Consider the following 26248-nt stretch of genomic DNA (forward strand, 5'->3'; position numbering starts at 1 on the left):
GGTAGCGCGTGCGGCTAAAAAAGGGTCGCTTGTCTGCACTGGTTGTATGGATATACAGTATGCGTCGCCGTTCTGAATCCATCCAACGCCCAAATCAATCGTGCTCTCCGTCGCCGAATCCGCGCCTTCCTCGCCGTCCCCGGCGTCCTCGACGTCCGACACCGCCGCCTGGCTGGCGAAGCTCAACGACGCGCAGCGCGAAGCCGTCGACTACGGCGCCGACACGCCCACCGCGCCCCCCGGCGCGCTGCTGGTGATCGCGGGCGCCGGCTCCGGCAAGACCAACACGCTCGCGCATCGGGTCGCCAATCTGGTGGTGAAGGGCGCCGATCCGCGCCGCATCCTGCTGCTGACCTTTTCGCGCCGCGCGGCGCTCGAAATGACCCGGCGCGTCACGCGTATCGCCGGCGCGGCGCTCGGTTCGCGAGCGGCGCTCGCACAAGGGCTGACGTGGTCGGGCACGTTCCATAGCGTCGGCGCGCGGCTGTTGCGCGAGTACGCGGATCTGATCGGCCTTGCGCCGGCCTTCACGATCAACGACCGTGAGGATTCCTCCGACCTGATGAACCTCGTGCGCCACGAACTCGGCTTGTCGGCGAAAGAGCGGCGCTTCCCGGCCAAGGGCACGTGCTTCGCCATTTACTCGCGCGTCGTGAACACCGGCGCGTCGCTCGGCCAGGTGCTCGACAAGGCGTTCCCCTGGTGCCGTGAATGGGAAGCCGATCTGCGTATGCTGTTCGCGGCCTACGTCGAGGCGAAACAGAAGCAGAGCGTGCTCGATTACGACGACCTGCTGCTCTACTGGTCGCACATGGCCGCCGAGCCGGCCATCGCCGCCGACTTGTCGGCGCGTTTCGACCACGTCCTGGTCGACGAATATCAGGACACCAACCGTCTGCAGGCGTCGATCCTGCTCGCGTTGAAGCCGGACGGCCGCGGCCTGACCGTGGTCGGCGACGACGCCCAGTCGATCTATTCGTTTCGCGGCGCGACCGTGCGCAACATTCTCGATTTCCCCGCGCATTTCGATCCGCCGGCCAAACAGGTCACGCTCGAGCGCAACTACCGCTCGACCGCACCGATTCTGGCGGCGTCGAACGCGGTGATCGAGCTGGCCAGCGAGCGCTACACGAAGAATCTGTGGACCGACAAGGCGTCGGCGCAGCGCCCGCGTCTGGTGACCGTCGCCGATGAAGCCGACCAGGCGCGCTACATCGTCGAACAGGTGCTGGAAGCGCGCGAGCAGGGCATGAAGCTCAAGTCGCAGGCGGTGCTGTTCCGCGCCGCGCATCACAGCGCGGCGCTGGAGATCGAACTGACCCGGCGCAACATTCCGTTCGTGAAGTTCGGCGGGTTGAAGTTTCTCGATTCGGTGCACGTGAAGGACGTGCTCGCCGTGCTGCGCTGGGCGGAAAATCCGCGCGATCGCGTCGCGGGCTTTCGCGTCGTGCAGTTGCTGCCGGGCGTGGGGCCGGTCACCGCGGCGAAGGTGCTCGACGAGATCGTCGCGCGCGCGGGTAGCGGCAATCCCGCCGACACAGCCGGCGGCGCACTGGCCGCCTTCACCGCGCCGGCTCGCGCGCAGGAGGACTGGCATCCGTTCGTCAAGCTGATGTCGAGTGTGTACGGGCGCCAGACGCCGTGGCCCGCCGAGTTCGAAATGGTGCGGCGCTGGTACGAGCCGCATCTCGAACGCAATCACGAGGACGCGGCGATCCGTCATGCGGACGTGCTGCAGATGGAGAGCATCGCGGGCACGTATCCATCGCGTGAACGCTTTCTGACCGAGTTGACGCTCGATCCGCCCGACGCCACCAGCGACGAATCCGGCGTGCCGCTGATCGACGAGGACTACCTGATCCTGTCCACGATCCATTCGGCGAAGGGGCAGGAGTGGCGCAATGTGTTCGTGCTGAACGGCGTGGACGGCTGCATTCCGTCCGATCTCGGCACCGGCAGCGAAGAGGAAATCGACGAGGAGCGGCGCCTCCTCTACGTGGCGATGACGCGCGCGAAAGAGGACCTGCATATCGTCGTGCCCCAGCGGTTTTACGTGCACAACCAGACGCATATGGGCGATCGTCACGTGTGGGCGTCGCGTACGCGCTTCATTCCCGCGCATCTGATGCCATTATTCGACGCCTATGCATGGCCGCGGGTGCCGGTTCCGAGCGCGCCCACGGCGGCGGGGCTGGCCGCGGCGGCGCAGGCGAAGATCGAGATCGGGGCGAAACTCAGGAAGATGTGGGATTGAGAGCGCGGCGGCGCGCGCACTTCATTCCCGCGTCTCTGATGCCGCTGTTCGATGCCATGCGTGGCCACGCGTGCCGGCTCCGCGCGCGCCCACGGCGGCTGGGCGGGCCGCCGCCGCTCAAGGGAACGTTAGGATCGGCGTGAAACTCAGAAAGATGTGGGATTGAGAGCGCGGCGGCGCACGCTCCCGTGCGTGACAACGGTGACGCGATCAACGCCGAGCAACGGGCGCGGGTGAAGACCGTTGGCCCGGTCCGTTGGTAGGCGTTACGTCTCTTGAGCGGCGGCGGGTTGCTGTTGCTGGCTACCGGTGACTCAGTGTTGGTTCTTAGGGTCTTTAGCGTCAGCGCGATTGCCGTTGCTGCTGTTGCTGCGGCGCCGGACGCGGCGGCACGAAGAAATTGCGCAGCCAGGCCGCCATGCGCGAAAACACGTCGTACGGCTCTTCCACGAAAATCTCCGGTTTGAGCAGGCGCAGGAACTCCATGATCTGCTGCGCTTCCTGCTTCTGGAACGAGCCGTGGGAAATGCCCAGCCGCAGCAGCCCACGCAGTTCGCCGAGCTTTTCGCGCGCCGTGCTGCCCACGCTCGTTTCGCACGCCACCTTGGCCTCGTAGACGCGCTGGCGCAGCGATTCCACCAGCCGCCACGCCGGAGTCTGCATGACTTCCTCGAGCGCCTGAATGTCCTGCGCCGCGCTCTTGATCTGCGCCGCGAGCGGGTCGATCAGTACGGCGTCGCCTTCCGCTTCCTTGACGATCGCCGCCGCCCAGTCGCGGCACTGCTTGGCGAGCTCCTCCGGCGTCCATTCCGAGCGCGCCGCGAAGCCGAAGCCGAACTCGCCCGCCTGCCGCATCAGAATCGCGACGACATCCGGAAACTCCTTGTCCAGCGTGCGTTTAGCCCAAGCGTACTGGCCGCCCTGCAACATCCGCTGAACCGCGTGTTCGGTCAGCGGCACCATATTGTCGAGCAGCTTGGCGCGCAAAAAATCCTCAAACGACGGCGTCGCGAACTGCGGATCGAGCTTCAGCGATACCCGCAGAAAAGCGTCGAAATCCTTGCGCAGCGTCGCGATGGTCTCGTCTTTGAGCGTGAGGGTGATTTGACCCATGTGTTATCCCGTTTGGTCCTGCCGCGCGGCCTCGCCACGCCGCCCGGCCGCGCGGGCCCTGGGAGACGCGGCGTTCGATGCCGGCGCGCTTGATTCCTGCCTGATGCCGCGTAACCAGCGGGACGTATCCCGACGAGCGGACCTCGACTGCATAACGGCGGATTGACGGGAAACTTAAGGGAGTACGGGGCGGGGCGCCCGCTTTAGAGGGAAGCGTCGCCGTGCCTGCGCGCGGGTGGCGCGAGCCGGGCGACGCCGATGCCGCCTTGAAAGCGGCGTGCGCCTATTTGAGCACGACGCATTGCCAGACAAAAAACACCGTCAGCCCGACGGCGATGGTCAGAAGCGGCCGCCGCGTCAACGCGCTGACCAGCACCGCGGCGAGCGCGCCGACCAGTTGCGGATTGCGCCAGGTCAGTTCGGCGTCGCCGCCGTGCGGCGAAACCGCCATCGGCACGATGATCGCGGTCAGCACGGTGACCGGCACGAAGCCGAGGGCGGTGCGCACGAGCGGCGGAAACACCAACCGGTCGCCGAGCACGAAGACGGCGGCGCGAATCACCCACGTAATAGCCGCCATGCCGAGAATCAGGACGACGTAGTTCATCGCGACGCCTCCGCGGTCTTGCCCGTGCCGCGCGGGTTGGGTCGCGACGTCGACAGCAGGACGCCGATTGCCACGCCCGCGAACACCGCGCCGAGCAAACCGAGCTTGTACGGCCACGCCTGCCAGAAAAAGGCCAGCGTGCCGGCGGTAACGGCGGCCGCGATATAGCGCAGCGCGACGAGTTGTGGCACGACGATCGCGATGAAGGTGGCGACCATGGCGAAATCGAGGCCGAGTGATTGCAGGCCCGGGAAAGCCGCGCCGAACAGCAGGCCGGCGAGGGTCCAGAGCTGCCAGTTCAGGTACATGGCGAGGCCCGCGCCGAAGAAGTAGTGCGGGCCGACTGTGCCGGGTTCCCGATGCCGGTAGTGCTCCCACGCGACGGCGAAGACCTCGTCCGTGAGCAGCGCGCCGAGCACCCAGCGCCAGCGTGCCGGCAGATGCGCGACGTGCGGGGCGAGCGTGGCGCTGTACAGCGCGTGGCGCAAATTGACGACGAGCGTGGTCGCCCAGATGACGGCGAAACTCGCGTGTCCGGCGATCAGGCCAAGCGCGATGAACTGCGCGGAGCCGGCGAACACGACGAGCGACATCAACTGGCCGTGCCATAGATGCAGCGGGCCGGATGCGACGAGCGTGCCGAAAATGACGCCGAAAGGCGCCGCGCCGACCATCATCGGAATGATGTCGCGCGCGCCGGCGGTGAACTCTTTGAAATGGCCTGGGCTCGTGGGCTGGCCTGCGGTGGAATGGGTCAATCTAGCCTCCTTGATTCGGAAAGCATAGCCGTGGAGGCTGGGCGGGGCTTGTACGTTCTTGCGGCTGGGGGTGGTTTGATGTGGCGGTGTGGGCGCCAAGCCGTGTTTTGCGGCTGGGCTGGCTAATGCGGCATGCGCAAAGATGGTCCGCACAACGCATTTCCCAGCACCGCGTCAGACGCCTTGCCAGCGTCCGGGCGGCACGCCGAACATGCGCCGGAAGTGTCGCGTGAAATGGCTCTGGTCGGTGAAACCGCTGGCGGCGGCGACATCCGTGACGGAAACGCCGGCGCGCAGTGGCGCGAGCGCGCGCTGCAAGCGCACCTGGTTGCGCCACGCGTGGGGCGGCAGACCGGTCGTTTGGGTGAAAAGACGCGCCGCGTGGAATGGCGAGAGTCCCGCCGCCTGGGCCACTTCAGCGAGCGTGACGGGCTCGACGAGGTCGCCCGTCAGGCGCTCCTGCATGATTGCCACGCGAGCGTCGTCGCGGGCGAGGCTCGAACACGCCGGCTGCGTTTGCGCATAGCGCACCAGCAGCGTGGACAAGGCGTCGAGCATGGCGGCCTCGGCGGCGAGGGCATCATCGCCCGTCTCCAGCAGACGATGCGCGCGCGCCAGCCGCGCGGCCAGATCCGGATCGCGGATCACGCCGGGCGCGAACCACGGCAAGGCCTGCGGCTTGCCGCTGACCTCATTCGCGAGGGCGTGGATGAAATCCACCGGCGCATACATCACGCGATACCGCCAGCCCGCCTCGACCGCCTTCGAGCCGGTGTGCAACTCGCCGGGATTGATGATCGGCACGCTGCCGGCCTCGGCGACATAGTCGGAACCGAGATACCGGTAACCCTCGGCGCCTGCCACGATAACCGGAATCGTGTACGCGTCGTGCCAATGCGGTGTGAACTCGTGATCGTGATATTCGGCCGTGAGCAGGTCCGCGCCGGGCAGAAGCGGCGTGCGCCAGTAGCGGGCGGAATCCTGGAAACGATGGGCGGCGGTCATGATGAAAGTCCGGCTGGACCGGTCAGTGTAGCGCGTCGCGACCCTACCGCGTCATGCGCTGACGTGCCGGCCGGCTGCGTTTTGCCGTAGGGCGGCGCCTACTTGACCGGGATCGTTGTGCCCGCCGGCACCGGTACGGCGCTCACGCTGTTCTTCGCGCTGCCGCTGACCACCCGGTCGCTATAAGTGAGATACACCAGCGAGTTGCGTTTCGCGTCGACCACCCGCACCACATGCAGCGACTTGAAGATGAACGACATGCTCACCGAGAACACGTCGGCCTGCTTCTTCACCGGGCCCGTGAAGTGGATTTCGCCGACCTGACGACAGGCGATCGACGCCTCGGTGGGATCTTCCGCGATGCCGAGCGTACCCTTGACGCCGCCGGTACGCGCCCGCGACACGTAGCAGGTCACGCCCTGAACCACTGGATCGTCATAGGCCTCGACGACCACGCGGTCGGAGCCTGTGACGCGAAAATTGGTATTGACGCTGCCGACTTCTTCGCTGTGTGCCGAAGGCAGCAGGAGGGCGGCCGCCGCCGTAAATGCGATGCGCAACAAAGTGGGTTTCATGGGATGGGATTGCCGGAAATTGAGCGCCTGGGTTGGGCGCAGGACGTGCGCCAGGAAATCGCCATCGTATAACGGCCGGCGGGTCAGAGGGCCGATGCTCCCCGGGCGACGCGCCGGCTGTAGCGGCGCGAGCATGGCATCGGCCAGAGCGACATGGTTTGGCGCCGTGCGGCGCGCAAAAAGAAAAAGGCCCGCACGGATGCGGGCCTTTCAAATTTTTTGGCTCCTCGACCTGGGCTCGAACCAGGGACCTACGGATTAACAGTCCGGCGCTCTACCGACTGAGCTATCGAGGAACAGCAGTACAGCTTGATCTACATAAAAAAGCCCGTCTTGGTTAACGGGCCTTTGCAATTCTTGGCTCCTCGACCTGGGCTCGAACCAGGGACCTACGGATTAACAGTCCGGCGCTCTACCGACTGAGCTATCGAGGAACAGAACAACAACAGCAGAGAAACGAAATTGTAGGAGGAGCTTAAGCGCCTGTCAATACCTTGCGTTCATCTCGATTTCATTCGAATTCGGCTGCGCACGCGACAGGCAGCGAGGCTCAACGTGCGAGCAGCTCGAGCTTTTCCTTCACGTCCTTGAACTCGTCGGCTTCCGGCAGTGGCGCCTTGGTCTTGGTGATGCTCGGCCAGTTCTTCGCGAGATCGGCATTCAGTTCGATGAAGTTCTGCTGGTCGCCCGGCACGTCTTCTTCGGCATAAATGGCGTTCACCGGGCACTCGGCCACGCACACGGCGCAGTCGATGCATTCATCGGGGTCGATCGCGAGGAAGTTGGGACCTTCGCGAAAGCAGTCCACCGGGCACACATCGACACAGTCGGTATAGCGGCACTTGATGCAGCTTTCGGTCACAACGTGAGTCATTCAGGCAGCTCCTGCATGCGGTATCTGGGGAGGCGCAAACGCCAAAAGCGCTATTGTATCGTAACGTCAAGAGGCGCATGCAGCATCGCACAAGACCGTTTATACGTTTTCGTGATTAGTTTATGGCGTCCGCAGGGGGACTTCCGTGGGGCGCGCGGCGCGGGCGTCCGCCGGCGCGCTGAATGCCGGCGCATTCGGGTAACATGCGTCAGGTCGGCGCGCACGGGGCGTGCCCACGCGCATGGGTGAGTCGGGCCTTCGTGTCAGGCCTTCCGTTTCTCCGCAGTCCAGTTCGCACCATCATGATTATTACTTCGCTGCTCGACACCGATCTGTACAAGTTCACGATGATGCAAGTGGTGTTGCATCACTTTCCCGCGGCGAACGTGGAATATCGCTTCCGCTGCCGTACGCCGAATGTCGATCTCGTGCCGTACATCGGCGAGATTCGCGACGAAGTGCGCAAGCTGTGCCAACTGCGCTTCACCGACGACGAACTCGATTACCTGCGGCGCATGCGCTTCATCAAGGGCGACTTCATCGAGTTTCTCGCGCTGTTCCATCTGAACGAGAAATACATTTCGATCGAACCGTCACCGAAGGGCAATGGCGAAATCGACATCGAGATCAAGGGACCGTGGCTGCATACGATCCTGTTCGAGATCCCGATGCTCGCGATCGTCAACGAAGTCTACTTCCGCAACACCCAGCAAAAGCCGGACTACAGCGAAGGGCGCGGCCGTCTCGTCGACAAGATCAAGCTGCTCGGCGCGCGTCCGGAATTCGCCGACTGCAAGATCGCCGACTACGGCACGCGCCGCCGCTTCTCGAAGCAATGGCACGAGGAAGTGATCCTCAAGCTCAAGGAAGGCCTCGGCGAGCAGTTCGCCGGTACCAGCAACGTCTTCTACGCGATGAAGCACAGCCTCACGCCGCTCGGCACGATGGCGCACGAATACCTGCAGGCATGCCAGGCGCTCGGTCCGCGCTTGCGCGACTCGCAGATCTTCGGCTTCGAAATGTGGGCCAAGGAATACCGCGGCGACCTGGGTATCGCGCTCTCCGACGTGTACGGCATGGAGGCGTTCCTGCGCGATTTCGACATGTACTTCTGCAAGCTGTTCGACGGCGCGCGCCACGATTCTGGCGATCCGTTCGACTGGGGCGAACGCCTGCTCAAGCACTACGAAGCGAACCGCTGCGACCCGCGCACCAAGATCCTCGTCTTCTCCGACGCGCTCGACATCCCCAAGGTGCTGCAACTCTACGAACGCTTCCGCGGCCGCTGCAAGCTGGCGTTCGGCGTGGGCACGAATCTGACCAACGACCTCGGCTACAACCCGCTGCAGATCGTCATCAAGATGGTTCGCTGCAACGGTCAGCCGGTGGCGAAGCTGTCGGACTCGCCGGGCAAGAACATGTGCGAAGACAAGGCTTACCTCGCTTATCTGCGCCAGGTGTTCGGCATTGCGCAGCCCGAGGAAGAAGCGGCGAAGTAACGCGGTTCGTAGCTGGCTACAGCGTAAGCCGCGGGTGCGATGCGCGGCAATAGACCGTTCGGCCAGGGTGTTCGCGCGCAGGGTGGCCGGTATAATTCTCGCCATATCGCACGGCTGTCGACACGAGGATTTCGCACATGGACACATCGATTGCCCGCCGCAACATCCTGGCGCGTATCCGCGCGGCACAAGGGCGTGAGCCCGAGCCTTCCGCTTCCGAGCGCGAGGCCGCCGCGGACTACCTGGCGCGTCATCCTGCCGGCCCGCGTCCGGAGATGCCGGCCGACCTCGTCGCGCGCTTTGTCGAAGAAGCGCAGAAATTGGCCACCACGGTCGACTCGGTTCAGGCATTGAGCGACGTGCCGGCCGCGGCGCATCGCTACCTCACGCAACATGCGTTGCCGCTGCAGGCCATCGCCTGGCAAACGCTGCAGGATCTGCACTGGGCCGAGGCCGGCCTCACCGTGGAATTTCGCAAGCCGCAAGACGGCGACGTGGTCGGTCTCACCGGCTGCTTCTGTGCGACCGCCGAGACCGGCACGCTGGTGCTGCTGTCCGGGCCGGAAACGTATGCGTCGGCCGGTCTGCTGCCGGAAACGCACATTGCCATCGTGCCGGCTTCGCGCATCGTCTCGGGTCATGAAGAGGCGTTCGGACTGATCCGCAAGGAACGCGGCGAACTGCCGCGCGCGGTCAATTTCGTCTCCGGGCCTTCGCGTACCGGAGATATCGAACAGACCATCGTGCTCGGCGCGCACGGACCTTACCGGGTGCATGTGATCGTCGTGCAGGGCGCCTGAGCGGCAAGCGCGGCCGTGCCACCGGATGCACGTTCCGATGCTCGGCTGCAAGCAAAAACAAGGACTTCAAACCTATGAAAGGACGTGCCGTCTGGACGGGCATGGGGCTCGCGGCTGCATTGACGCTGGCTTGCTGGCCGCAACTGGCGTCGGCCGCCGCGCTCGACGGCGCGACTCTGTCGGCGCTATGGGGGCTGCCGTTCGCGGGCGTGCTGCTGTCGATCGCGGTATTTCCGTTGATCGCGCCGGCCTTCTGGCATCACCACTTCGGCAAGATCGCGGCTGCATGGGCGCTCGTATTTCTCGTACCGTTTGGATTCAGCTTCGGCACGGGCGTCGCATTCGGCTCGCTCGTGCATGCGCTGCTCGAAGAATACATTCCGTTCATCGTGTTACTGACGGCGCTGTACACCGTGGCGGGCGGCATCTGCGTGCGCGGCAATCTGCATGGCACGCCGCGCCTGAACACGGCGATCCTCGCGCTCGGCACCTTGCTCGCGAGCATCATGGGCACGACCGGCGCGGCCATGCTGCTGATTCGCCCATTGCTGCGCGCCAACGACAATCGTAAGCACGTCGTTCACGTGGTCGTGTTCTTCATCTTCCTGGTGGCCAACGCAGGCGGCTCGCTGTCGCCGCTGGGCGACCCGCCGCTCTTTCTCGGCTTTCTGCAGGGCGTGAGTTTCTTCTGGACCACCACGCATCTCGCGCTGCCGATGCTGTTCATCTGCGGCGTGCTGCTGATCGCGTTCTATGCGCTGGACTCGTACTACTTTCATCGGAAGGAGGAAGAGCGCTCGCGTTTTCTCGATCCGACGCCCGATTCGCCGCCGCTCGGCATCGACGGCAAGATCAATTTCGTGTTGCTCGCCGCAGTGATCGCGCTCGTGCTGATGAGCGGGCTGTGGAAACCCGGCGTGGAATTCGACGTGTTTGGCACGCACGTGGCTTTACAGAACGCCGTGCGCGATGCCGCGCTGATCGGCGTCACCTTGCTCTCGTTAGCGCTCACGCCGCGCGCGGCTCGTGCGGGCAACGACTTCAACTGGGCGCCGATCGAAGAAGTGGCCAAACTGTTCGCCGGCATCTTCGTGACGATCGCGCCGGTCATCACGATTCTGCGCGCCGGCGAGGCGGGCGCGTTCGCGGGCATCGTCCATCTGGTCAACGACGCCTCGGGTCAGCCGCACGATCTGATGTACTTCTGGGCGACCGGGCTGCTATCTTCGTTTCTCGACAACGCGCCGACCTACCTCGTGTTCTTCAACCTGGCCGGCGGCGACGCGCAGACGCTCATGACCACCGGCGCCACCACGCTCGCGGCGATCTCGGCCGGCGCGGTGTTCATGGGGGCGAACACGTATATCGGCAATGCGCCGAACTTCATGGTGAAGGCAATCGCGGAATCGCGCGGCGTTCGCATGCCGAGCTTTTTCGCCTATCTGGGCTGGTCCGCGGTGGTGTTGTTGCCGCTTTTTCTCGTCACCTGCTGGCTCTTTTTTTGACGCCGAGGCAATCGAACTCGACGCGCTATACGGAGAATTGCAATGCAGAAGATCCTCGTCGCCCGTCCGATCTTTCCCGATGTGATCGAACGGCTCAAACAATATTTCGACGTCGACTGGAATCAGGGCGACGTGTTGCCCGCTGACGAACTGACGCGCCGTCTCGCGGATAAGGACGGCGCGCTGACCGCGGGCGACCCGGTCGGCGCGGCCGAACTCGCGGCGGCGCCGCGTCTGCGCGTGGTGGCGAATATGGCGGTGGGCTACAACAACTTCGACATGGCCGCCTTCAACTCGGCCAACGTGCTCGGCACCAATACGCCGGACGTGCTGAATGAATCGACCGCGGATTTCGGCTGGGCGCTGATGATGGCGGCGGCGCGCCGCATCACCGAATCGGAGCACTGGCTGCGCGCGGGCCAGTGGCAGAAGTGGGCGTATGACGCGTTTCTCGGCAGCGATCTGCACGGCTCGACGCTCGGCGTGATCGGCATGGGTCGCATCGGCCAGGCGCTCGCGCGTCGCGCGAAGGGCTTCAACATGCAGGTGATTTATCACAATCGTTCGCGCGTGGCGCCCGAGATCGAGGCCGAGCTCAATGCCGAGTACGCATCGAAGCAGGATTTGTTGCGGCGTGCCGATCACGTCGTGCTCGTTTTGCCGTACACGAAGGAGAACCATCACACGATCGGCGCGGCCGAACTCGCGCTGATGAAGCCGACCGCGACGCTCACCAATATCGCGCGCGGCGGCATCGTCGACGATGCGGCGCTCGTCGAGGCGTTGCGCTCGAAGCAGATTGCAGCCGCCGGTCTCGACGTGTTCGAAGGCGAGCCGAATCTGAATCAGGATTTACTGAGCGTGCCGAATGTCGTGCTCACGCCGCACATTGCCAGCGCGACCGAAGCCACGCGCCGCGCCATGGCGAATCTCGCCGCGGACAATCTGATCGCGGGGCTGGGTGAAGGTCCGCGCGCGGGCCGGCCGCCGAATCCGGTCAACCCCGAGGTCATCGGCAAGGCGCGTTCATGACAATGTATCTGGTGGCGGCCGTCGCCGTGCTGGCGGTCGCATTGGTTATCGCTTTGGTTTTGCTGATGCGTGCTCATGGCCGCGCGGAGGACAGCGAGCAATTCGAATTGCTCAACGAACGCATGGACGTCACGGCCGACGCGCAAACCCACGCTTACGAGCGCCTCGAACGGCAACTGCGCAATGACATCACCGAGACGGCGCGCGTGTCGCGGACTGAACAGAGCAGCGGCTTCGCGCACTTTCAGCAGACGCTGGCCGCGCAGTTCAGCAGCATGACGACGGTGCAGGGCGGCAAGATCGACGGCTTCGCCCAGCAGCTCGACGCCATGCGCCATAGTCTGCAGGCGCAAGCCCAGCAGGCGCGCGACGAGCAGGGCCGCTCGCTCAAACAGTTCGGCGACACGTTGAGTCTGCAGTTAGGGCAACTCACCGAGGCGAACGACCGCCGCTTCGCCGAAGTGCGCGCGACCATCGAACAGCGGCTGAAGGATATCGAGGCGAACAACTCGCTCAAGCTCGAGGAAATGCGCCGCACCGTCGACGAAAAACTGCATGCCACGCTCGAACAGCGGTTGGGCGAATCGTTCAAGCTCGTGTCCGACCGGCTTGAGCAAGTGCATCGCGGCCTCGGCGAGATGCAGACGTTGGCGGCCGGCGTGGGCGATCTGAAGAAGGTGCTCACCAACGTAAAGACGCGTGGCACGTGGGGCGAAGTACAACTCGAAGCGTTGCTCGAGCAACTACTCACCGCCGACCAGTACGCGAAGAACATCGCGACGGTGCCGAGAAGCGCGGAGCGCGTCGAGTTTGCGATCAGGCTGCCGGGACGCGCTGAACAGGGCGCTGAGGCCACACCTGTCTGGCTGCCCATCGACGCCAAGTTTCCGCGCGAGGACTATGAGCGTCTGATCGAAGCGCAGGAGCGCGCCGATCCGGTCGCGGTGGAAGAGGCGTCACGCGCGCTCGAAGCGCGGATCCGCGCCGAGGCGCGCCAGATCGCGGAGAAGTACGTGTCGCCGCCGCACACCACCGACTTCGCGCTGCTGTTCCTGCCGACCGAAGGCCTGTACGCGGAAGTGTTGCGTCGGCCGGGCCTGACGGACCTGCTACAACGCGACTATCGCGTGACGATTGCGGGGCCGACTACGCTGACCGCATTGCTCAATAGTTTGCAGATGGGTTTCCGTACGCTCGCGATCGAGAAGCGGTCGAGCGAAGTGTGGCAGGTGCTCGGCGCGGTAAAAACGGAGTTCGGCAAATTCGGCGATGTGCTGGCCAAGACGAAGGCGCAACTGGAGACCGTCACACGGTCTATCGAAGCGGCGGAAACGCGCACGCGTGTCATGAGCCGCAGATTGCGCGACGTCGAGGCGTTGCCGGGCGAGGAGGCGAGCGGGTTGCTCGGCGATGCGCTGTCGGGCGTGGATCCCGACGAGCAATAACGGAGTGGGGCTAACGGTTTGGTAGTAGCGCCGGCTCAGGCGCTTGCCGCCGCCAACCGTTCAAGCGCCTCACCTGCCAGGCGCACCACGCGCCAATCCGGCATGACGGTCGCGCCCATCTTTTCGTAGAAGCCGATGGCCTGCTGGTTCCAATCCAGCACGGTCCACTCGAACCGCCCGCATTGCCGTTCCACCGCCAATGCGGCAAGACGCTGCAACAGTGCGGTGCCGAGACCGCTGCCGCGTTGCGAGGGTTGAACATAGACGTCTTCGAGATACAGTCCGCGCTTGCCGACGAAACTCGAGTAATTGTGGAAGAACAGCGCATAGCCGACGATGCGTCCTTCGTTCTCCGCCACCAGCGCCTCGATCGACGGCCGCGCGCCGAACAGCGCGTCGCGCAAGCCGTCTTCGGTCGCGACGAAGACATGCGTGAGGCTTTCGAACTGCGCGAGCTCGTACGTCAGCGCGAAGATGGCGCCGGTGTCCGCGGGCGTGGCGGCGCGGATCGTCGCGGGCATTACGCCTCTTCCGGCGCGTCGGTCAATTGGATTTCAATGCCGCCGAAGCGCGACGCCACCCAGTTGTATGCGTGACATGCGATCCACAGCAGGATGAAACCGAGAATCGCATTCAGCAGCAGCGCGCTGAACACCGTGCTCAGTTCCACCGAACCATAGCGCACGAATGCGACCAGCACGCCCAGCAGCACGATCGGCACCGAAAACGTCAGGTACACGAGGATCAGTGCTTTGGCCGTCTGTCCCGGTGCAATGAACGAGATCTGTTTTTTCATGTAAGTCAAACCCGTGTGTCGTAGTGGTAATGGGTAAAGCAGCAAATGAACGCCGGCGGGTGCGTAGCCTCAGCCGTGCGTCAGATGAGACCGTCGAACAGCATGATGGCGACGCGCTCTCCTTCGGCGACCTCGCCTTCATCATGCCCGAGCACGATGAAGCAATTGGCTTCGCTCATCGAACTCAGTACGCCGGAGCTTTGCGAGCCGGTCGGCGTGACGTGCCATTGTCCGTGCGCGTCCTGTTCCGCTACGCCGCGCTGGAATTCGGTGCGCCCGGCGCGTTTGCGGATGGCCCGGCGGCTCATGGCGTGAATGACCGGCAGCGGTTGCGGCGTGGCGCCCGACATCAGCAGCAGCACTTCTCGCACGATCTGATAGAACGCCACCATCACGGCGACCGGATTGCCCGGCAATCCGAAGAATAACGCGGGAAGCCCGACACCCGGCCGCTCGCCGGACCAGACGCGGCCGAATGCGAGCGGGCGGCCCGGGCGCATGGCGAGACTCCAGAACGCGACGTCGCCGAAAGTTTGCAGCAGTTGCTTGGTGAAATCCGCCTCGCCGACCGAGACGCCGCCCGAGGTCAACACCACGTCAGCGTTCGCCGCGGCGCTGCGCAAGGCGGCTTCCATCGCGGCGGGCTCGTCGCGCACCACGCCGAGGTCGAGCGTGTCGACGTTCAGGCGCCGCAGCATGGCGAACAGCGTGTAGCGGTTGCTGTCGTACACGCAACCCGGGTCGAGCGGCTCGCCGAGCGAGCGCAATTCGTCGCCGGTCGAGAAGAAGGCGACGCGCAAACGCCGCCTGACAGTGACTTCGCCGATGCCGAGCGAGGCCAGCAAACCGAGGTCCGACGCGCGCATGATGCGGCCCGCCCGCAGCGCGGCGTGGCCGCGCGAGAGGTCTTCGCCGGCGAGGCGCCGGTTTGCACCCCCCGCCACGGCGTTGGCCGCGAAGCGGATTGAAACGGAATCGGCGCCGCGCTCGACGAGTTCCTGCGGCACGACCGTGTCGCAGTCCGCCGGCATGCAGGCGCCGGTCATGACGCGCACGCATTGTGTAGCGTTGACGCGGCCCGCGAACGGATGCCCGGCCAGCGCCTTGCCGACGATCGCCAGTTCGACGGTGGTCCCGCCGGCGCCGAGCGCCGCGCGGTTGAACGCGTAGCCGTCCATGGCGGAGTTGTCGTGCGAAGGGACGTCGATCGGCGACACGATATCGGCCGCGAGCACGCGGTCGAGCGCGTCGCGCAAGGCCACGCGTTCAACCGCCGTGACCGGCGCGGCCCACTGACGAACAATCGCCTGAGCGGCCGGTACGGGCAGCGCGTGAGGATCGTACTGCGCGACGCAGCGGGAAAATTCGTTAAGCGTGGTCATGAAGAGCTGGGCGTCGCGACCGAAGGCGGGAGCGGCGGTTGCCGTGCGGCCGGAGCGGGATTTCAACCGGGGCCTCAATCACGCTGGAGGTCGGCGAGTTCTTGTAGCGAATTGATATTGTAAAACGCGCGCTCGTCGGTAAAGACGACTTCCACCGTCTTGTGGCGCGCGTACCACGCGCGAACTTTACGCTCGCCGGCTTCCAGGAAGGCCGACAGATCGTCCGCGAGGCTCGCGCGCAAGAGCGCGAAGACGGGATGCAAGGACGTTTGGCCGTGCGCGTCGGTGGTGGTGACCGTGGCGATGTCGGCTCCGTTCGAGTCCAGCGCGTGCGCGAGCCGCTCGGCCAGGTCGGGGGGCAACCACGGCGAGTCGCAGGGTGCACTGAGTACATAGCTGCTACCGGCTGCGCGCAGCCCGGCGAGCAGGCCTGCCAGCGGGCCCGGAAAGCCGGGCAGCGTATCCGCCACCACCGTGGCGCCGAACGGCGCGCCGAGCGCGCTGTAAGCCTCAGGGTGACGATTGGCGCTGATCAGCAGGGCGCTGGTTTGCGGCGCGAGGCGCTTGAGCACGTGGGCGGCGAGGGGTTCGCCGTACAGCATTTGCAGGCCCTTGTCGGCGCCGCCCATGCGCGTGGCGCGGCCGCCCGCCAGCAACAATCCGGTGATGTGTTCGCGCGTCGGCTTCATGCGCCGCCGCTCAGCCGCCGATGTACGACATTTCGACGCGGCGGCCATCCCGCGCACGCGACTCGGCCGAGGCGCTGCCGCGCAATTGCGAATAGCGGTCGCCGCGGTCCTGCCAGATTTCGGCGATGGCGGTGGCGATGTCGGCGTCGCTCGCGCCGTTGCGCACCAGCGCGCGCAGGTCGTGACCCGACGACGCGAACAGGCACAAGTAGAGCTTGCCTTCGGTCGAGAGACGCGCTCGCGTGCAGCTGCCGCAAAACGCGCGCGTCACGCTCGAAATCACGCCGATCTCGCCGCTGCCGTCCACGTAACCCCAGCGCTGCGCGGTCTCGGCGGCGCTGTGCGCTTCGAGCGGCGCGAGCGGGAAGTGCTCGGCGATGCGCGTGACGACGTCGGCGGACGGCAGCACTTCAGTCATGTTCCAGCCGTTCGACGTGCCGACGTCCATGTATTCGATAAAGCGCAGCACCGCGCCCGAGCCTTTGAAATGACGCGCCATCGGCACGATTTCGCTGTCGTTGGTGCCGCGTTTGACAACCATGTTGACCTTGACCGGCGCGAGGCCCACCGCGTGCGCCGCGGCAATGCCGTCCAGCACGTCGCCGACGGCGAAGTCGGCGTCGTTCATGCGGCGAAACAGCGTGTCGTCGAGCGCGTCGAGACTCACCGTGACGCGGCTCAAACCGGCGTCTTTCAGGCTGCGCGCCTTGCGTTCCAGCAGCGAACCATTGGTGGTCAGCGTCAGATCGAGCGGGCGGGCCGCCGGGGTGGTCAGTTGCGCGAGCCGTTCGATCAGGAATTCCAGATTTTTCCGCAACAGCGGCTCGCCGCCCGTCAGGCGGATTTTTTCGACGCCATGTGCGACGAACAGCCGCGCCAGCCGTTCGATTTCCTCGAAGCTCAGCAAGGCGCTGTGCGGCAAAAACGTGTAGTCCTTGTCGAACACCGCGCGAGGCATGCAGTAGACGCACCGAAAATTGCAGCGATCCGTGACCGAAATCCGCAGGTCGCGCAACGGCCGCGCAAGCGTGTCGTGCAGCGCGCCGCTGGGCGTCTGCACGGGGCCGGCAATGACCGGCACGGCGCTGAGATCGGCAACAGGGATGATGCGTCGGGACATGAATTGCTTCGATGAATTGCTTCGGTTAGTGCTTGAAATTAAAGCTAGATATTCATTCTATCGGAAATGCTTCCGGTGGCAGGGGTACCCCAGGCCGTGTCGGGGTATACGGGGAGTGGCTTATCGCGGCGCGTTCGGGCTGCGGCGCGCGTCCATAAAAAAGCCCGCCGGTGAGGGCGGGCTTTTCGAGTGCGGCAGGGCGGCTTACTGCGGGTGCCGGCCTGTTTCCACCTGTTGCATCGGCGCGCCGTCGAGCGGCGGCAGCGGTTTGCGTTCGCGCACCACGCGAGCCGGCTTGACGGTCTGCGCAGCGGCTTCCTGAGCCGCGCGCAGCTTGTCGGCGTCGGTGTTCACCCAGACGAGACCGGCTTGTTCCAGCACCGGCTGCAGGGCTTCCGCCGACACGGCGACTTGACGCGGCGCTTGTTGCGGCGCAACGGCGACGGGCGCCGGTTCAATCGCTACCGGCTCGACAGCCGGCGCAACCTCTGCCACGACCGGCTGCGGTTCGACGATCTCAGCCTGCGGCGCAGGCTGAACGGCCGGCGCTTCGACCACCGCAGCCGGAGCCGCGGTTTCGACCGGAGCCGGCGCAGCGGCTTGCGCTTCGACAACAGGCGCAACTGCCGGTGCTTCGACCTGGGTTTCAGCCGGAGCTTCGGCACGTGCGACCGGTTCAACCAGCGAAACCGTTTCGCTAGCGGCCGGCGCAGCTTGCGCTGCTTCGACTTGCTCCGTGGCGACTTGCGCCATCGGCGTTTCGGCGACCGGCTCGACGGCTGCTGGCGCAACCGGCGCTTCCGCGACCGGTACGACCGTTTCCGTCTTCGCAGCCTTTTCGACGGCCAGAGCCGGCGTTTCGGTTGCAGCGTGCAGTTCGGTTACCACGGCGGTTTCAGTCGCGACAGCAGCGACCACCACTTCCACCGGCGTCACGTCCTTCGCCTCGCTGACTTCCGGCTTGCGCTCGACCGGCTGATGCGCCGTGCGCACCGGTGCTTCGTCGGTTGCGCTCGCGTTGTCGCCTTCAGCTTCCGCGACGTCCGCGGCCAGATTGCCGTTCACGTCCTCTTCACGCTCACGACGGCCACCACGACGGCCGCGACGGCGACGACGACGCTCTTCACCTTCACGCGCCACCGCTTCCTGATCGATCGGCGCGCCGTTTTCGCCCAAGGCGGTCTGGTTTTGCACCAGTTCTTCCGCCGTTTGCGTTTCGCTTTGCGTCAGTGCATCCGCGGTTTCTGCTTGCGGCTTGCGGCGTTCGCCACGTTCAGCACGGTCGCCACGTTCACGGCGCTCGCCGCGTTCCTGACGTTCGCCACGCGGTGCGGCCTCCGCTGTTTCCGCGCGCTCCGCGCCGCGATTGTCGCGGTCACGGTTTTCGCGACCCTCGCGCGGCTCACGGGCCTCGCGCGGCTCACGGCCTTCGCGTGCTTCACGTGGCTCGCGAGTGCCACGCGGTTCGCGCGCCTCACGTGCTTCGCGCGGCTCGCGGCCTTCGCGTGCTTCACGCACCTCACGGCCTTCACGCGGCTCGCGTTCTTCGCGGCGTTGCGACGGTTGCTGGCCTTGGGCTTGACGGCCGCCGGTCGTGCCTTCGCCACGGCCCGCCGCATCGCGAGTGCCCGTGCCGCTACGGCGATTACGGTTCCGATCGCCGCCGCGTTCGCCGGTGCGCTCACCGCGCTCCGTGCGTTCGCCGCGCTGCGGACGCGTCTGCTTTTCGGTCGTCGCCGGCGCGGCAGGCGCCGGAGCGGCCGGCTGCATGCCGAACAGATTCTTCAACCAGCCGATAAAGCCACCGCTCGCCGGCGTGACCGCGACCGGAGCCGGGGTGGCGACCGGGCGAACCGGCGCGCTCGGCGCCGGCTTTTCAGGCGTGATGCCCTTGACCGCGGCTTCCTGCTTCGGCTTCACTTCCTCGGCACGCTTGCTGTAGCCGGTTTCCGATTCCAGTTCGCGGGCTGCTTCCTCGGCCATCTTCCAGGAAGCACGCGGCTCGTCGAGGCGCGCGTCGTCGTGACGCAGACGCTCCAGCTTGTAATGCGGCGTGTCGAGGTGCTTGTTCGGGATCAAAACGACATTGACCTTGAAACGCGATTCGATCTTGTTGATCTCGGCGCGCTTCTCGTTCAACAGGAAGGCGGTCACTTCGACCGGCACCTGGCAATGAATTGCCGCGGTGTTTTCCTTCATCGCTTCTTCCTGAATGATCCGCAGCACTTGCAGCGCGGACGATTCCGTATCGCGGATGTGGCCCGTGCCGTTACAACGCGGGCAAGTTACGTGGCTGCCTTCCGACAGCGCCGGACGCAGACGCTGACGCGACAGTTCCATCAGGCCGAAACGCGAGATCTTGCCCATCTGGACGCGCGCACGGTCGTGCTTCAGGGCGTCTTTCAGGCGTTGTTCGACTTCGCGCTGGCTCTTGGCCGATTCCATGTCGATGAAGTCGATCACGATCAGGCCGCCCAGGTCGCGCAAGCGCAACTGGCGGGCGACTTCGTCGGCGGCTTCGAGGTTGGTGCGTGCGGCCGTTTCCTCGATGTCGGCGCCCTTGGTGGCGCGCGCCGAGTTCACGTCGATCGCGACCAGCGCTTCGGTGTGGTCGATCACGATCGCGCCGCCCGAGGGCAGCGGCACCGTGCGCGAGTACGCCGTTTCGATCTGGTGTTCGATCTGGAAGCGCGAGAAGAGCGGCACGTCGTCGTGATACCGCTTCACCTTGCTGACATTGTCCGGCATCACGATATCCATGAAGGCGCGTGCCTGGTCATGAATTTCGGTGGTGTCGATCAGAATTTCGCCGATGTCCGGCTGGAAATAGTCGCGAATCGCGCGGATGACGAGGCTCGATTCGAGATAGATCAGCATCGGCTGGCCGCTCGAACCGCTTTGCGACGCGGCTTCGATCGCGCGCCACAGTTGCATCAGGTAGTTCAGGTCCCACTGCAGTTCTTCGGCGCTGCGGCCAATGCCGGCCGTGCGCGCGATGATGCTCATGCCTTCCGGCAATTGCAGCTGCGCCATGGTTTCGCGCAGCTCCTGACGGTCGTCGCCTTCGATCCGGCGCGACACGCCGCCGCCGCGCGGGTTGTTCGGCATCAGGACCAGATAGCGGCCGGCGAGCGAGATGAACGTGGTAAGGGCCGCGCCCTTGTTGCCGCGTTCTTCTTTTTCGACCTGAACGATCAGTTCCTGGCCTTCACGCAGCGCGTCCTGGATGCGCGCGGAGCGCATGTCGACGCCGTCGCGGAAATACTGACGGGCGACTTCCTTGAACGGCAGGAAGCCGTGGCGGTCTTCGCCGTAGTTGACGAAACAGGCTTCGAGCGACGGCTCGATGCGCGTAATGATGCCCTTGTAAATATTGCCTTTGCGCTGTTCGCGCCCGGCGGTTTCGATGTCGATATCGATGAGTTTTTGCCCATCGACGATGGCGACGCGCAGTTCTTCCTGCTGCGTTGCGTTGAACAACATTCGTTTCATTGAACGGCTCCAGAGCGGCTTAGCCTGTCCCCTCGCTGCGCGGTTGTCAGTCGCGAGAGCGAAGCGGGCAGCGGCATGCCGCGCCTTATTGTGTTTTCACAAGCACGCTGGAGCGGGAAAGCTGGTGGGAGAATTGCCTGAGAGGGCCCGCCCCATTGAAACATGGGCACGGTGCCGCAGGGCACATGCGAACACGGCTTCAAATAACGACCCGACACGCCGCGGGTTCTGCCGGCCGACCTTCATAAGCCTTCGTCCACTCGCGCCGGTGCGCCAACTGGGCGCGTGACCGGAGGGTCGAAGGCTGCGGTCGTGCCGCAGCGGGAAGTTCGCGCAGTCGGCGCGTCTTTTCCTGCTGGGGGTGTCTCGCCTCATTTTGACGTCGCCATGTCTTGTACTTTCTACAAGACGCCTCGGGCGCACGCCGTATTTTCGCGACTCGCAGCTTCGGACAGCAGGGCGTCAGACCGCCCGATACCGAAGCTGAAAGTTAAATTCTTTTTTACCAAAATTCCGTTACCGTCGAAGCCGACCTTGACCGAACGCGCCTGTGGGCGCCGTCCCTGCCGGGCACTGACTTCGTGCGTGCAACTTGTTGCATCTCATTTTCAGGGTGAGCAACCAGACCCCGGCGCAAGTAAAATAACGGTTTATCGCTTGCACCTGCGCAATCCGCCCGAATTCCGGACACTGCGCCGGCCGCCGCAGACTGCTGGGCAAATTATATTCAGAATGAAAGAGTTAGGCAAAATATCCCAGAAATCGGTCGCAAGCGACCAGGTCTCGATGATCGAGATCGACGACAGTGCGGCCGGACAGCGCATCGACAACTTCTTGTTACGCGTCTGCAAAGGCGTGCCGAAAAGCCATATTTATCGCATCCTGCGCAGCGGGGAAGTGCGTGTGAATAAGGGCCGGATAGACGCGCAGTACCGTCTCGAGCTCGGCGATCTGGTGCGCGTGCCGCCCATTCGCGTCGCTCAACCAAACGAAGCGGCCGCCCAGGCGCCGGTGCCGGCCGCGCATTTCAAAATTATTTTTGAAGATGAGCACCTGCTCGTGATCGACAAACCGGCCGGCGTCGCGGTGCACGGCGGCAGCGGCGTCGCGTTCGGCGTGATCGAGCAGATGCGCGAGGCGCGCCCGCAGGCGAAATTCCTCGAACTGGTGCATCGACTGGATCGCGAGACGTCCGGCATTTTGATGCTCGCCAAGAAGCGCTCGGCGCTCGTCAATCTGCACGAGCAGATTCGCGAGAACAAGATGGATAAGCGCTACTATGCTTGCGTTCACGGCGACTGGGCGAGCGACTGGGGCCGCCGCCGCGCGGTCAAGGAGCCGCTGCACAAGTATTTGACGGCCGACGGCGAGCGCCGCGTGCGCGTTCAGCCGGATGGTCTCGCGTCGCACACGGTGTTCAATCTGATCGACCGTTGGCCGGAGTACGCGCTGCTCGAGGCGGAACTGAAGACCGGCCGCACGCATCAGATCCGCGTCCACTTGCAGCATCTGGAACTGCCGATCGTCGGCGACGCCAAATACGGCGACTTCGCGCTGAACAAGGCATTGGCGCGCGCCAACGCCAAGCCTGGCCTGAAGCGCATGTTCCTGCACGCTTACCGGCTGAAGCTCGCGCACCCGGCAACCGGTGCGCCGCTGCAGTTCGAGGCGCCGTTGCCGGCCGAATGCCGCAGCTTCATCGCACAGCTCAACGAATTACGAAATGGGTCACACCCGGAGACGACACCGCATGGCTAGAGAGCAATTTGATCTGATCGTCTTCGACTGGGACGGGACGCTGATGGATTCGACCGCGCACATCACGCGCAGCATCCAGTCGGCGTGCCGCGATCTCGGTTTGCCGGTTCCCGCCGACGAGGCGGCCAGCTATGTCATCGGCCTGGGTTTGCGCGACGCGCTGCAAATCGCCGCGCCCACGCTCGATCCTTCGGACTATCCGCGGCTGGCCGAGCGCTATCGCTTCCATTATCTGGTGAAGGATCAGACCACCGAACTGTTTGTCGGTGTGCGCGAGATGTTGCAGGAATTGCGCGATCAGGGCTACTTGCTGGCCGTGGCGACGGGCAAGAGCCGCGTCGGGCTGAATCGCGCGCTCGACCAGTCGCGCCTGACGAGCCTGTTCGACGGCACCCGCTGCGCCGACGAGACCTTCTCGAAGCCGCACCCGGCGATGCTGCACGAATTGACGCGCGAACTGGGGCAGGACAACGCGCGTACGGTGATGGTCGGCGACACGACGCACGATCTGCAAATGGCGATCAACGCGGGCGTCGCGGGCATTGGCGTCACATACGGGGCGCATCCTGCGGATTCGTTGAGCGCGTTGTCGCCGAAATTCGTTGCGTCGAGCGTCAGTGTGCTGTCGGGCTGGCTGCGAGAGAACGCATGAGCACCGCTGCCACGCAAGCGCCGGCAGAGGCGGTTCGCGTCTGCGCATCGGACGAACTGGTCGACGGCGGCGCGGGCGTGCGCCACGCGGCGAAGCTCGGTGGCGGCGACGTCGTGGTGTTTTTCGTTCGCTATGATGGCCGCGCATACGGCTACCTGAACCGCTGCGCCCACGTACCGATGGAGCTGGATTGGGCCGAAGGACAGTTCTTCGAATCGTCCGGTTTATACTTGATGTGCGCTACACATGGCGCGATTTACGCGCCGGATACGGGCAAATGCGTCGGTGGTCCGTGCCGCGGCGGCAGATTGCGGCCGGTCCAGGTGGACGAGCGCGATACGCCGGAAGGCCGTGCCGTATTCTGGCTGCCCGACGGCGAACTGCGCCCGGCCACACTCTGATTTTTCTCCCTTTCGACCTTTCCACTGCACCGCATGTCCGACAATTTGACTCCCGAGCCGAAGGAACCGTCCCTGACAGGCCGCCCCCGCACGCCTGCCGATGAGCCGGGCTGGGAACGCGCCGCGCTCGAGCGTATCGCGCTCGCGGCGATCAACGAGCAGCGCGCGGCGCGGCGCTGGAGGATCTTTTTTCGTTTCGTTTTTCTGATCGTATTGGTGCTGGCAATATGGGTTGCCATCGACTTCTCCGGCGACAAGGTCGCCGCCACGGGCCGTCACACGGCTATGGTCACGCTTGACGGCGAGATATCGGCGGATACGAACGCGAACGCGGAAGATGTCAACACGGCGCTGCAAAGCGCGTTTGACGACGCTGGCACCGCCGGCGTGATCCTGCGCTGCAATAGCCCGGGCGGCAGTCCGGTGCAGGCGGGCATCATCTATAACGAAATTCGCCGTTTGCGCGCCAAATATCCGTCGATTCCGCTGTATGTGGTCGTGGGCGACATGTGCGCGTCGGGCGGTTACTACGCGGCTGCGGCGGCCGACAAGATTTATGTCGACAAGGCGAGCATCGTCGGTTCGATCGGTGTGTTGATGGACAGCTTCGGTTTTACCGGCTTGATGGATAAGCTCGGGGTTCAGCGGCGTCTGCACACATCGGGTGAGAATAAGGGCTTTTTCGATCCGTTCTCGCCGGAAACGCCGAAGATGGACGAACATGCTCAGGATATGCTCGATCAGATCCACGCGCAGTTCATCGACGCCGTGCGTCAAGGGCGCGGCAAGCGTCTGCATGAAACGCCGGATATGTTTTCGGGCCTTTTCTGGACGGGCCAGAAAAGCGTCGAACTCGGCCTTGCCGACGGTTTTGGCGACGCGGATTACGTGGCGCGTGACCTGTTCAAGGCGCCGGATATCGTCGACTACACGGTGAAAGAGAGCATTACGGACCGCGTTGCGCGCAAATTCGGCGCTGCGGTTGGCAGTGGCGCGGTTCACGCCATGGCGCTTGGCGGGAAGATGAATCTGCGTTGATCTGTTGTCGCTATTGAAAAAGCCCCGCGCGATCGGTATTCGATGATCGCGCGGGGCTTTTGTTTTCCGCTTGGTTTTTCTATCCGGCTTGGGTCAAACGGCCAGGATCAGAAAAATAGCCGGTCGTTTGTGCAGATCGATCACCGGCTTTTTCTTCCAGTCAGCCACGGTGCGGCTGGCGATTGTCTCCGTTTCCAGCGTCAGATCGACCGCCACGCAAACGAGCGTGGACGGCGCGCACGTCGCCAGCAGCGTGTCGAGCAACGCGCGATTCCGGTAGGGCGTCTCGATAAAAATCTGCGTTTGCTTGCCTTTGCGCGACTGTTGCTCCAGGTCTCGCAGACGCTTGGCGCGCTCCGTGGCATCGACCGGCAGGTAGCCGTGGAATGCAAAGCTCTGCCCGTTGAGCCCTGACGCCATCAAGGCCAGCAGGATCGAACTCGGGCCGACAAACGGCACGACCTTCACGCCGCGTTCATGAGCGCGGCGCACCAGCAGGGCGCCGGGGTCGGCGACCGCCGGGCAGCCTGCTTCGGAAACGAGGCCCGCGTCCGTGCCGGCGAGAAGCGGCGCGAGCAGCTTGTCGATCTCGCCGGCCGGCGTATTCACATTCAGTTCGCGAATTTCGATTTCCTGGATCGGCCGTTCCGTGCCGACTTTCTTCAGGAAAGCGCGCGTGGTTTTCGCGTTTTCGCCGATGTAATAGTGAAGCGAGGCGGCGCGGGCACGCACCGGCGCGGGCAGGACGGCGTCGAGCGCCTCGGCGTCCCCTTCGCCCAGCGTGTTTGGAATCAGATAGAGCGTGCCGCTCATTGAGCCCCCAATAGTGGATAACCCACCGCGAGCAGCATGCGCGACAGTGCGATCAACGGCAGGCCGACGAGCGCGGTCGGGTCGTCGGAATGAATGGCCTCGAGCAACGCGATGCCGAGCCCTTCGGATTTGGCGCTACCCGCGACGTCGTACGGCGTTTCGGCCAGCAGATAGGCTTCCAGCGTGGCATCCGGCAGATCGCGGAAATGCACGCGGGTGATCACGTCGACGGCTTGTACGTTTCCCGAGCGACTGTCGAACAGACATAGCGCACTATGAAACAGCACTTCGCGGCCGCGCATCGCCTGCAACTGGGCAAGCGCCTTGTCGTGCGTGCCGGGTTTGCCGATCTGCAGGCCGTCGTAAGTGGCGACCTGGTCGGAGCCGATCACGAGCGCCGCTTCACCGGCGCCGAGTCCGCCGGCTACCGCGCGAGCTTTGGCTTGCGCGAGCCGCAGCGCGGTGACTTCGGGCGTTTCGCCGGCGAGCGGCGTCTCGTCGATCGCGGGCACGACGACATCGAACGGCACGCGCAGGCGTTCGAGCAGTTCGCGACGATACGGCGAACTCGACGCCAGAATCAGGCGTGGCGGGCGATTGGGGGAATCTGGCATGGGCAATCAACGGCTAGAGAGGCGGG

The 26248-nt window shown here is 64.6% G+C and carries 24 protein-coding genes and 2 tRNA genes; 10 read left to right on the plus strand and 16 right to left on the minus strand.

All coding sequences use genetic code 11. The annotated features are described in order from the left end of the window. Positions 1-100: 100 nt before the first annotated feature. A complete protein-coding gene (locus PQR42_RS11685; RefSeq protein WP_408385802.1) occupies positions 101-2254 on the plus strand; it encodes an ATP-dependent helicase in 2154 nt (717 codons plus the stop codon). A gap of 342 nt (positions 2255-2596) precedes the next feature. On the opposite strand, the gene PQR42_RS11690 is transcribed toward PQR42_RS11685, so the two are convergent. The 8 genes from PQR42_RS11690 to fdxA form a co-directional block, all read right to left on the minus strand. Next, entirely contained in the window at positions 2597-3367 is a 771-nt protein-coding gene (locus tag PQR42_RS11690; RefSeq protein WP_132373549.1) for a DUF4088 family protein, read from the minus strand. A gap of 283 nt (positions 3368-3650) precedes the next feature. Beyond that, entirely contained in the window at positions 3651-3974 is a 324-nt protein-coding gene (locus tag PQR42_RS11695) for an AzlD domain-containing protein (RefSeq protein WP_168794836.1), read from the minus strand. Beyond that, entirely contained in the window at positions 3971-4732 is a 762-nt protein-coding gene (locus PQR42_RS11700; protein WP_408385804.1) for an AzlC family ABC transporter permease, read from the minus strand. The genes PQR42_RS11695 and PQR42_RS11700 overlap by 4 nt, the downstream gene beginning before the upstream one ends. Before the next feature lie 174 nt (positions 4733-4906). Next, the gene (locus PQR42_RS11705; RefSeq protein WP_408385806.1) at positions 4907-5737 is read right to left on the minus strand and encodes a helix-turn-helix transcriptional regulator; all 831 of its coding nucleotides are present in this window, start codon (positions 5735-5737) and stop codon (positions 4907-4909) included. A gap of 98 nt (positions 5738-5835) precedes the next feature. After that, on the minus strand, positions 5836-6312 hold the full coding sequence (locus tag PQR42_RS11710) for a CreA family protein (protein WP_408206852.1): 477 nt from the start codon (positions 6310-6312) through the stop codon (positions 5836-5838). A gap of 220 nt (positions 6313-6532) precedes the next feature. After that, positions 6533-6608, minus strand: a tRNA-Asn gene (locus tag PQR42_RS11715). 62 nt (positions 6609-6670) lie between these two features. Next, a tRNA-Asn gene (locus PQR42_RS11720) sits at positions 6671-6746 on the minus strand. A 116-nt stretch (positions 6747-6862) separates the two neighbouring features. Then, positions 6863-7186, minus strand: a complete 324-nt coding sequence (gene fdxA, locus PQR42_RS11725; protein ID WP_168794833.1) for a ferredoxin FdxA — start codon at positions 7184-7186, stop codon at positions 6863-6865. A gap of 302 nt (positions 7187-7488) precedes the next feature. Here fdxA and pncB point away from each other — a divergent pair, with 302 nt between their 5' ends. The 5 genes from pncB to PQR42_RS11750 all read left to right on the plus strand — a co-directional run bounded on the left by pncB (position 7489) and on the right by PQR42_RS11750 (position 13467). Next, complete coding sequence (gene pncB, locus PQR42_RS11730; RefSeq protein WP_408206849.1) at positions 7489-8685, plus strand: nicotinate phosphoribosyltransferase; 1197 nt, start codon at positions 7489-7491, stop codon at positions 8683-8685. Between the two features lie 137 nt (positions 8686-8822). Then, positions 8823-9485: a LutC/YkgG family protein gene (locus PQR42_RS11735; RefSeq protein WP_408385810.1), complete on the plus strand. Its 663-nt coding sequence runs from the start codon at positions 8823-8825 to the stop codon at positions 9483-9485. 74 nt (positions 9486-9559) lie between these two features. After that, the gene (locus PQR42_RS11740) at positions 9560-10990 is read left to right on the plus strand and encodes a sodium:proton antiporter (protein WP_408493635.1); all 1431 of its coding nucleotides are present in this window, start codon (positions 9560-9562) and stop codon (positions 10988-10990) included. 42 nt (positions 10991-11032) lie between these two features. After that, entirely contained in the window at positions 11033-12022 is a 990-nt protein-coding gene (locus PQR42_RS11745) for a 2-hydroxyacid dehydrogenase (RefSeq protein ID WP_408385814.1), read from the plus strand. After that, positions 12019-13467: a DNA recombination protein RmuC gene (locus PQR42_RS11750; protein ID WP_408385816.1), complete on the plus strand. Its 1449-nt coding sequence runs from the start codon at positions 12019-12021 to the stop codon at positions 13465-13467. Before PQR42_RS11745 ends, PQR42_RS11750 begins: the two co-directional genes overlap by 4 nt. Positions 13468-13502: 35 nt before the next feature. Here PQR42_RS11750 and PQR42_RS11755 read toward each other — a convergent pair whose 3' ends face one another. The 6 genes from PQR42_RS11755 to PQR42_RS11780 form a co-directional block, all read right to left on the minus strand. After that, positions 13503-13988 carry a GNAT family N-acetyltransferase gene (locus PQR42_RS11755; protein WP_408385817.1) on the minus strand — a complete coding sequence of 162 codons (486 nt, stop codon included), beginning with the start codon at positions 13986-13988 and terminating at the stop codon, positions 13503-13505. Next, the gene (locus PQR42_RS11760; protein ID WP_006053283.1) at positions 13988-14263 is read right to left on the minus strand and encodes a hypothetical protein; all 276 of its coding nucleotides are present in this window, start codon (positions 14261-14263) and stop codon (positions 13988-13990) included. The genes PQR42_RS11755 and PQR42_RS11760 overlap by 1 nt, the downstream gene beginning before the upstream one ends. 80 nt (positions 14264-14343) lie before the next feature. Then, on the minus strand, positions 14344-15645 hold the full coding sequence (moeA, locus tag PQR42_RS11765; protein WP_408385819.1) for a molybdopterin molybdotransferase MoeA: 1302 nt from the start codon (positions 15643-15645) through the stop codon (positions 14344-14346). 74 nt (positions 15646-15719) lie between these two features. After that, a complete protein-coding gene (mobA, locus tag PQR42_RS11770) occupies positions 15720-16334 on the minus strand; it encodes a molybdenum cofactor guanylyltransferase MobA (protein ID WP_408385821.1) in 615 nt (204 codons plus the stop codon). A gap of 10 nt (positions 16335-16344) precedes the next feature. After that, entirely contained in the window at positions 16345-17454 is a 1110-nt protein-coding gene (gene moaA, locus PQR42_RS11775; protein WP_408385823.1) for a GTP 3',8-cyclase MoaA, read from the minus strand. A 204-nt stretch (positions 17455-17658) separates the two neighbouring features. After that, entirely contained in the window at positions 17659-20946 is a 3288-nt protein-coding gene (locus PQR42_RS11780; RefSeq protein WP_408385825.1) for an Rne/Rng family ribonuclease, read from the minus strand. 732 nt (positions 20947-21678) lie between these two features. On the opposite strand from PQR42_RS11780, the gene PQR42_RS11785 reads away from it, so the two are divergent. From PQR42_RS11785 to PQR42_RS11800, 4 genes are read left to right on the plus strand one after another with little or no spacing between them, the layout of a single operon-like run. Then, on the plus strand, positions 21679-22704 hold the full coding sequence (locus PQR42_RS11785; RefSeq protein ID WP_408206943.1) for an RluA family pseudouridine synthase: 1026 nt from the start codon (positions 21679-21681) through the stop codon (positions 22702-22704). Next, positions 22697-23356, plus strand: a complete 660-nt coding sequence (locus PQR42_RS11790; RefSeq protein WP_106309894.1) for an HAD-IA family hydrolase — start codon at positions 22697-22699, stop codon at positions 23354-23356. Before PQR42_RS11785 ends, PQR42_RS11790 begins: the two co-directional genes overlap by 8 nt. Further along, on the plus strand, positions 23353-23757 hold the full coding sequence (locus PQR42_RS11795) for a Rieske (2Fe-2S) protein (protein WP_132373564.1): 405 nt from the start codon (positions 23353-23355) through the stop codon (positions 23755-23757). Before PQR42_RS11790 ends, PQR42_RS11795 begins: the two co-directional genes overlap by 4 nt. A gap of 33 nt (positions 23758-23790) precedes the next feature. Next, positions 23791-24795 (plus strand): S49 family peptidase, encoded by a 1005-nt coding sequence (locus PQR42_RS11800; protein ID WP_408385827.1) that lies wholly within the window; start codon positions 23791-23793, stop codon positions 24793-24795. A gap of 93 nt (positions 24796-24888) precedes the next feature. Here PQR42_RS11800 and PQR42_RS11805 read toward each other — a convergent pair whose 3' ends face one another. Together PQR42_RS11805 and PQR42_RS11810 are read right to left on the minus strand one after the other, a co-directional pair. After that, positions 24889-25608, minus strand: coding sequence for an SAM-dependent methyltransferase (locus PQR42_RS11805; RefSeq protein ID WP_408385829.1), 720 nt, complete (start codon positions 25606-25608; stop codon positions 24889-24891). Continuing rightward, the gene (locus tag PQR42_RS11810) at positions 25605-26222 is read right to left on the minus strand and encodes a Maf-like protein (RefSeq protein WP_408206824.1); all 618 of its coding nucleotides are present in this window, start codon (positions 26220-26222) and stop codon (positions 25605-25607) included. The genes PQR42_RS11805 and PQR42_RS11810 overlap by 4 nt, the downstream gene beginning before the upstream one ends. Positions 26223-26248: the final 26 nt, after the last annotated feature.

The organism is Paraburkholderia sediminicola, assembly GCF_046027355.1.
In the GTDB taxonomy this organism is placed as follows: Bacteria; Pseudomonadota; Gammaproteobacteria; order Burkholderiales; family Burkholderiaceae; genus Paraburkholderia; species Paraburkholderia sediminicola_B.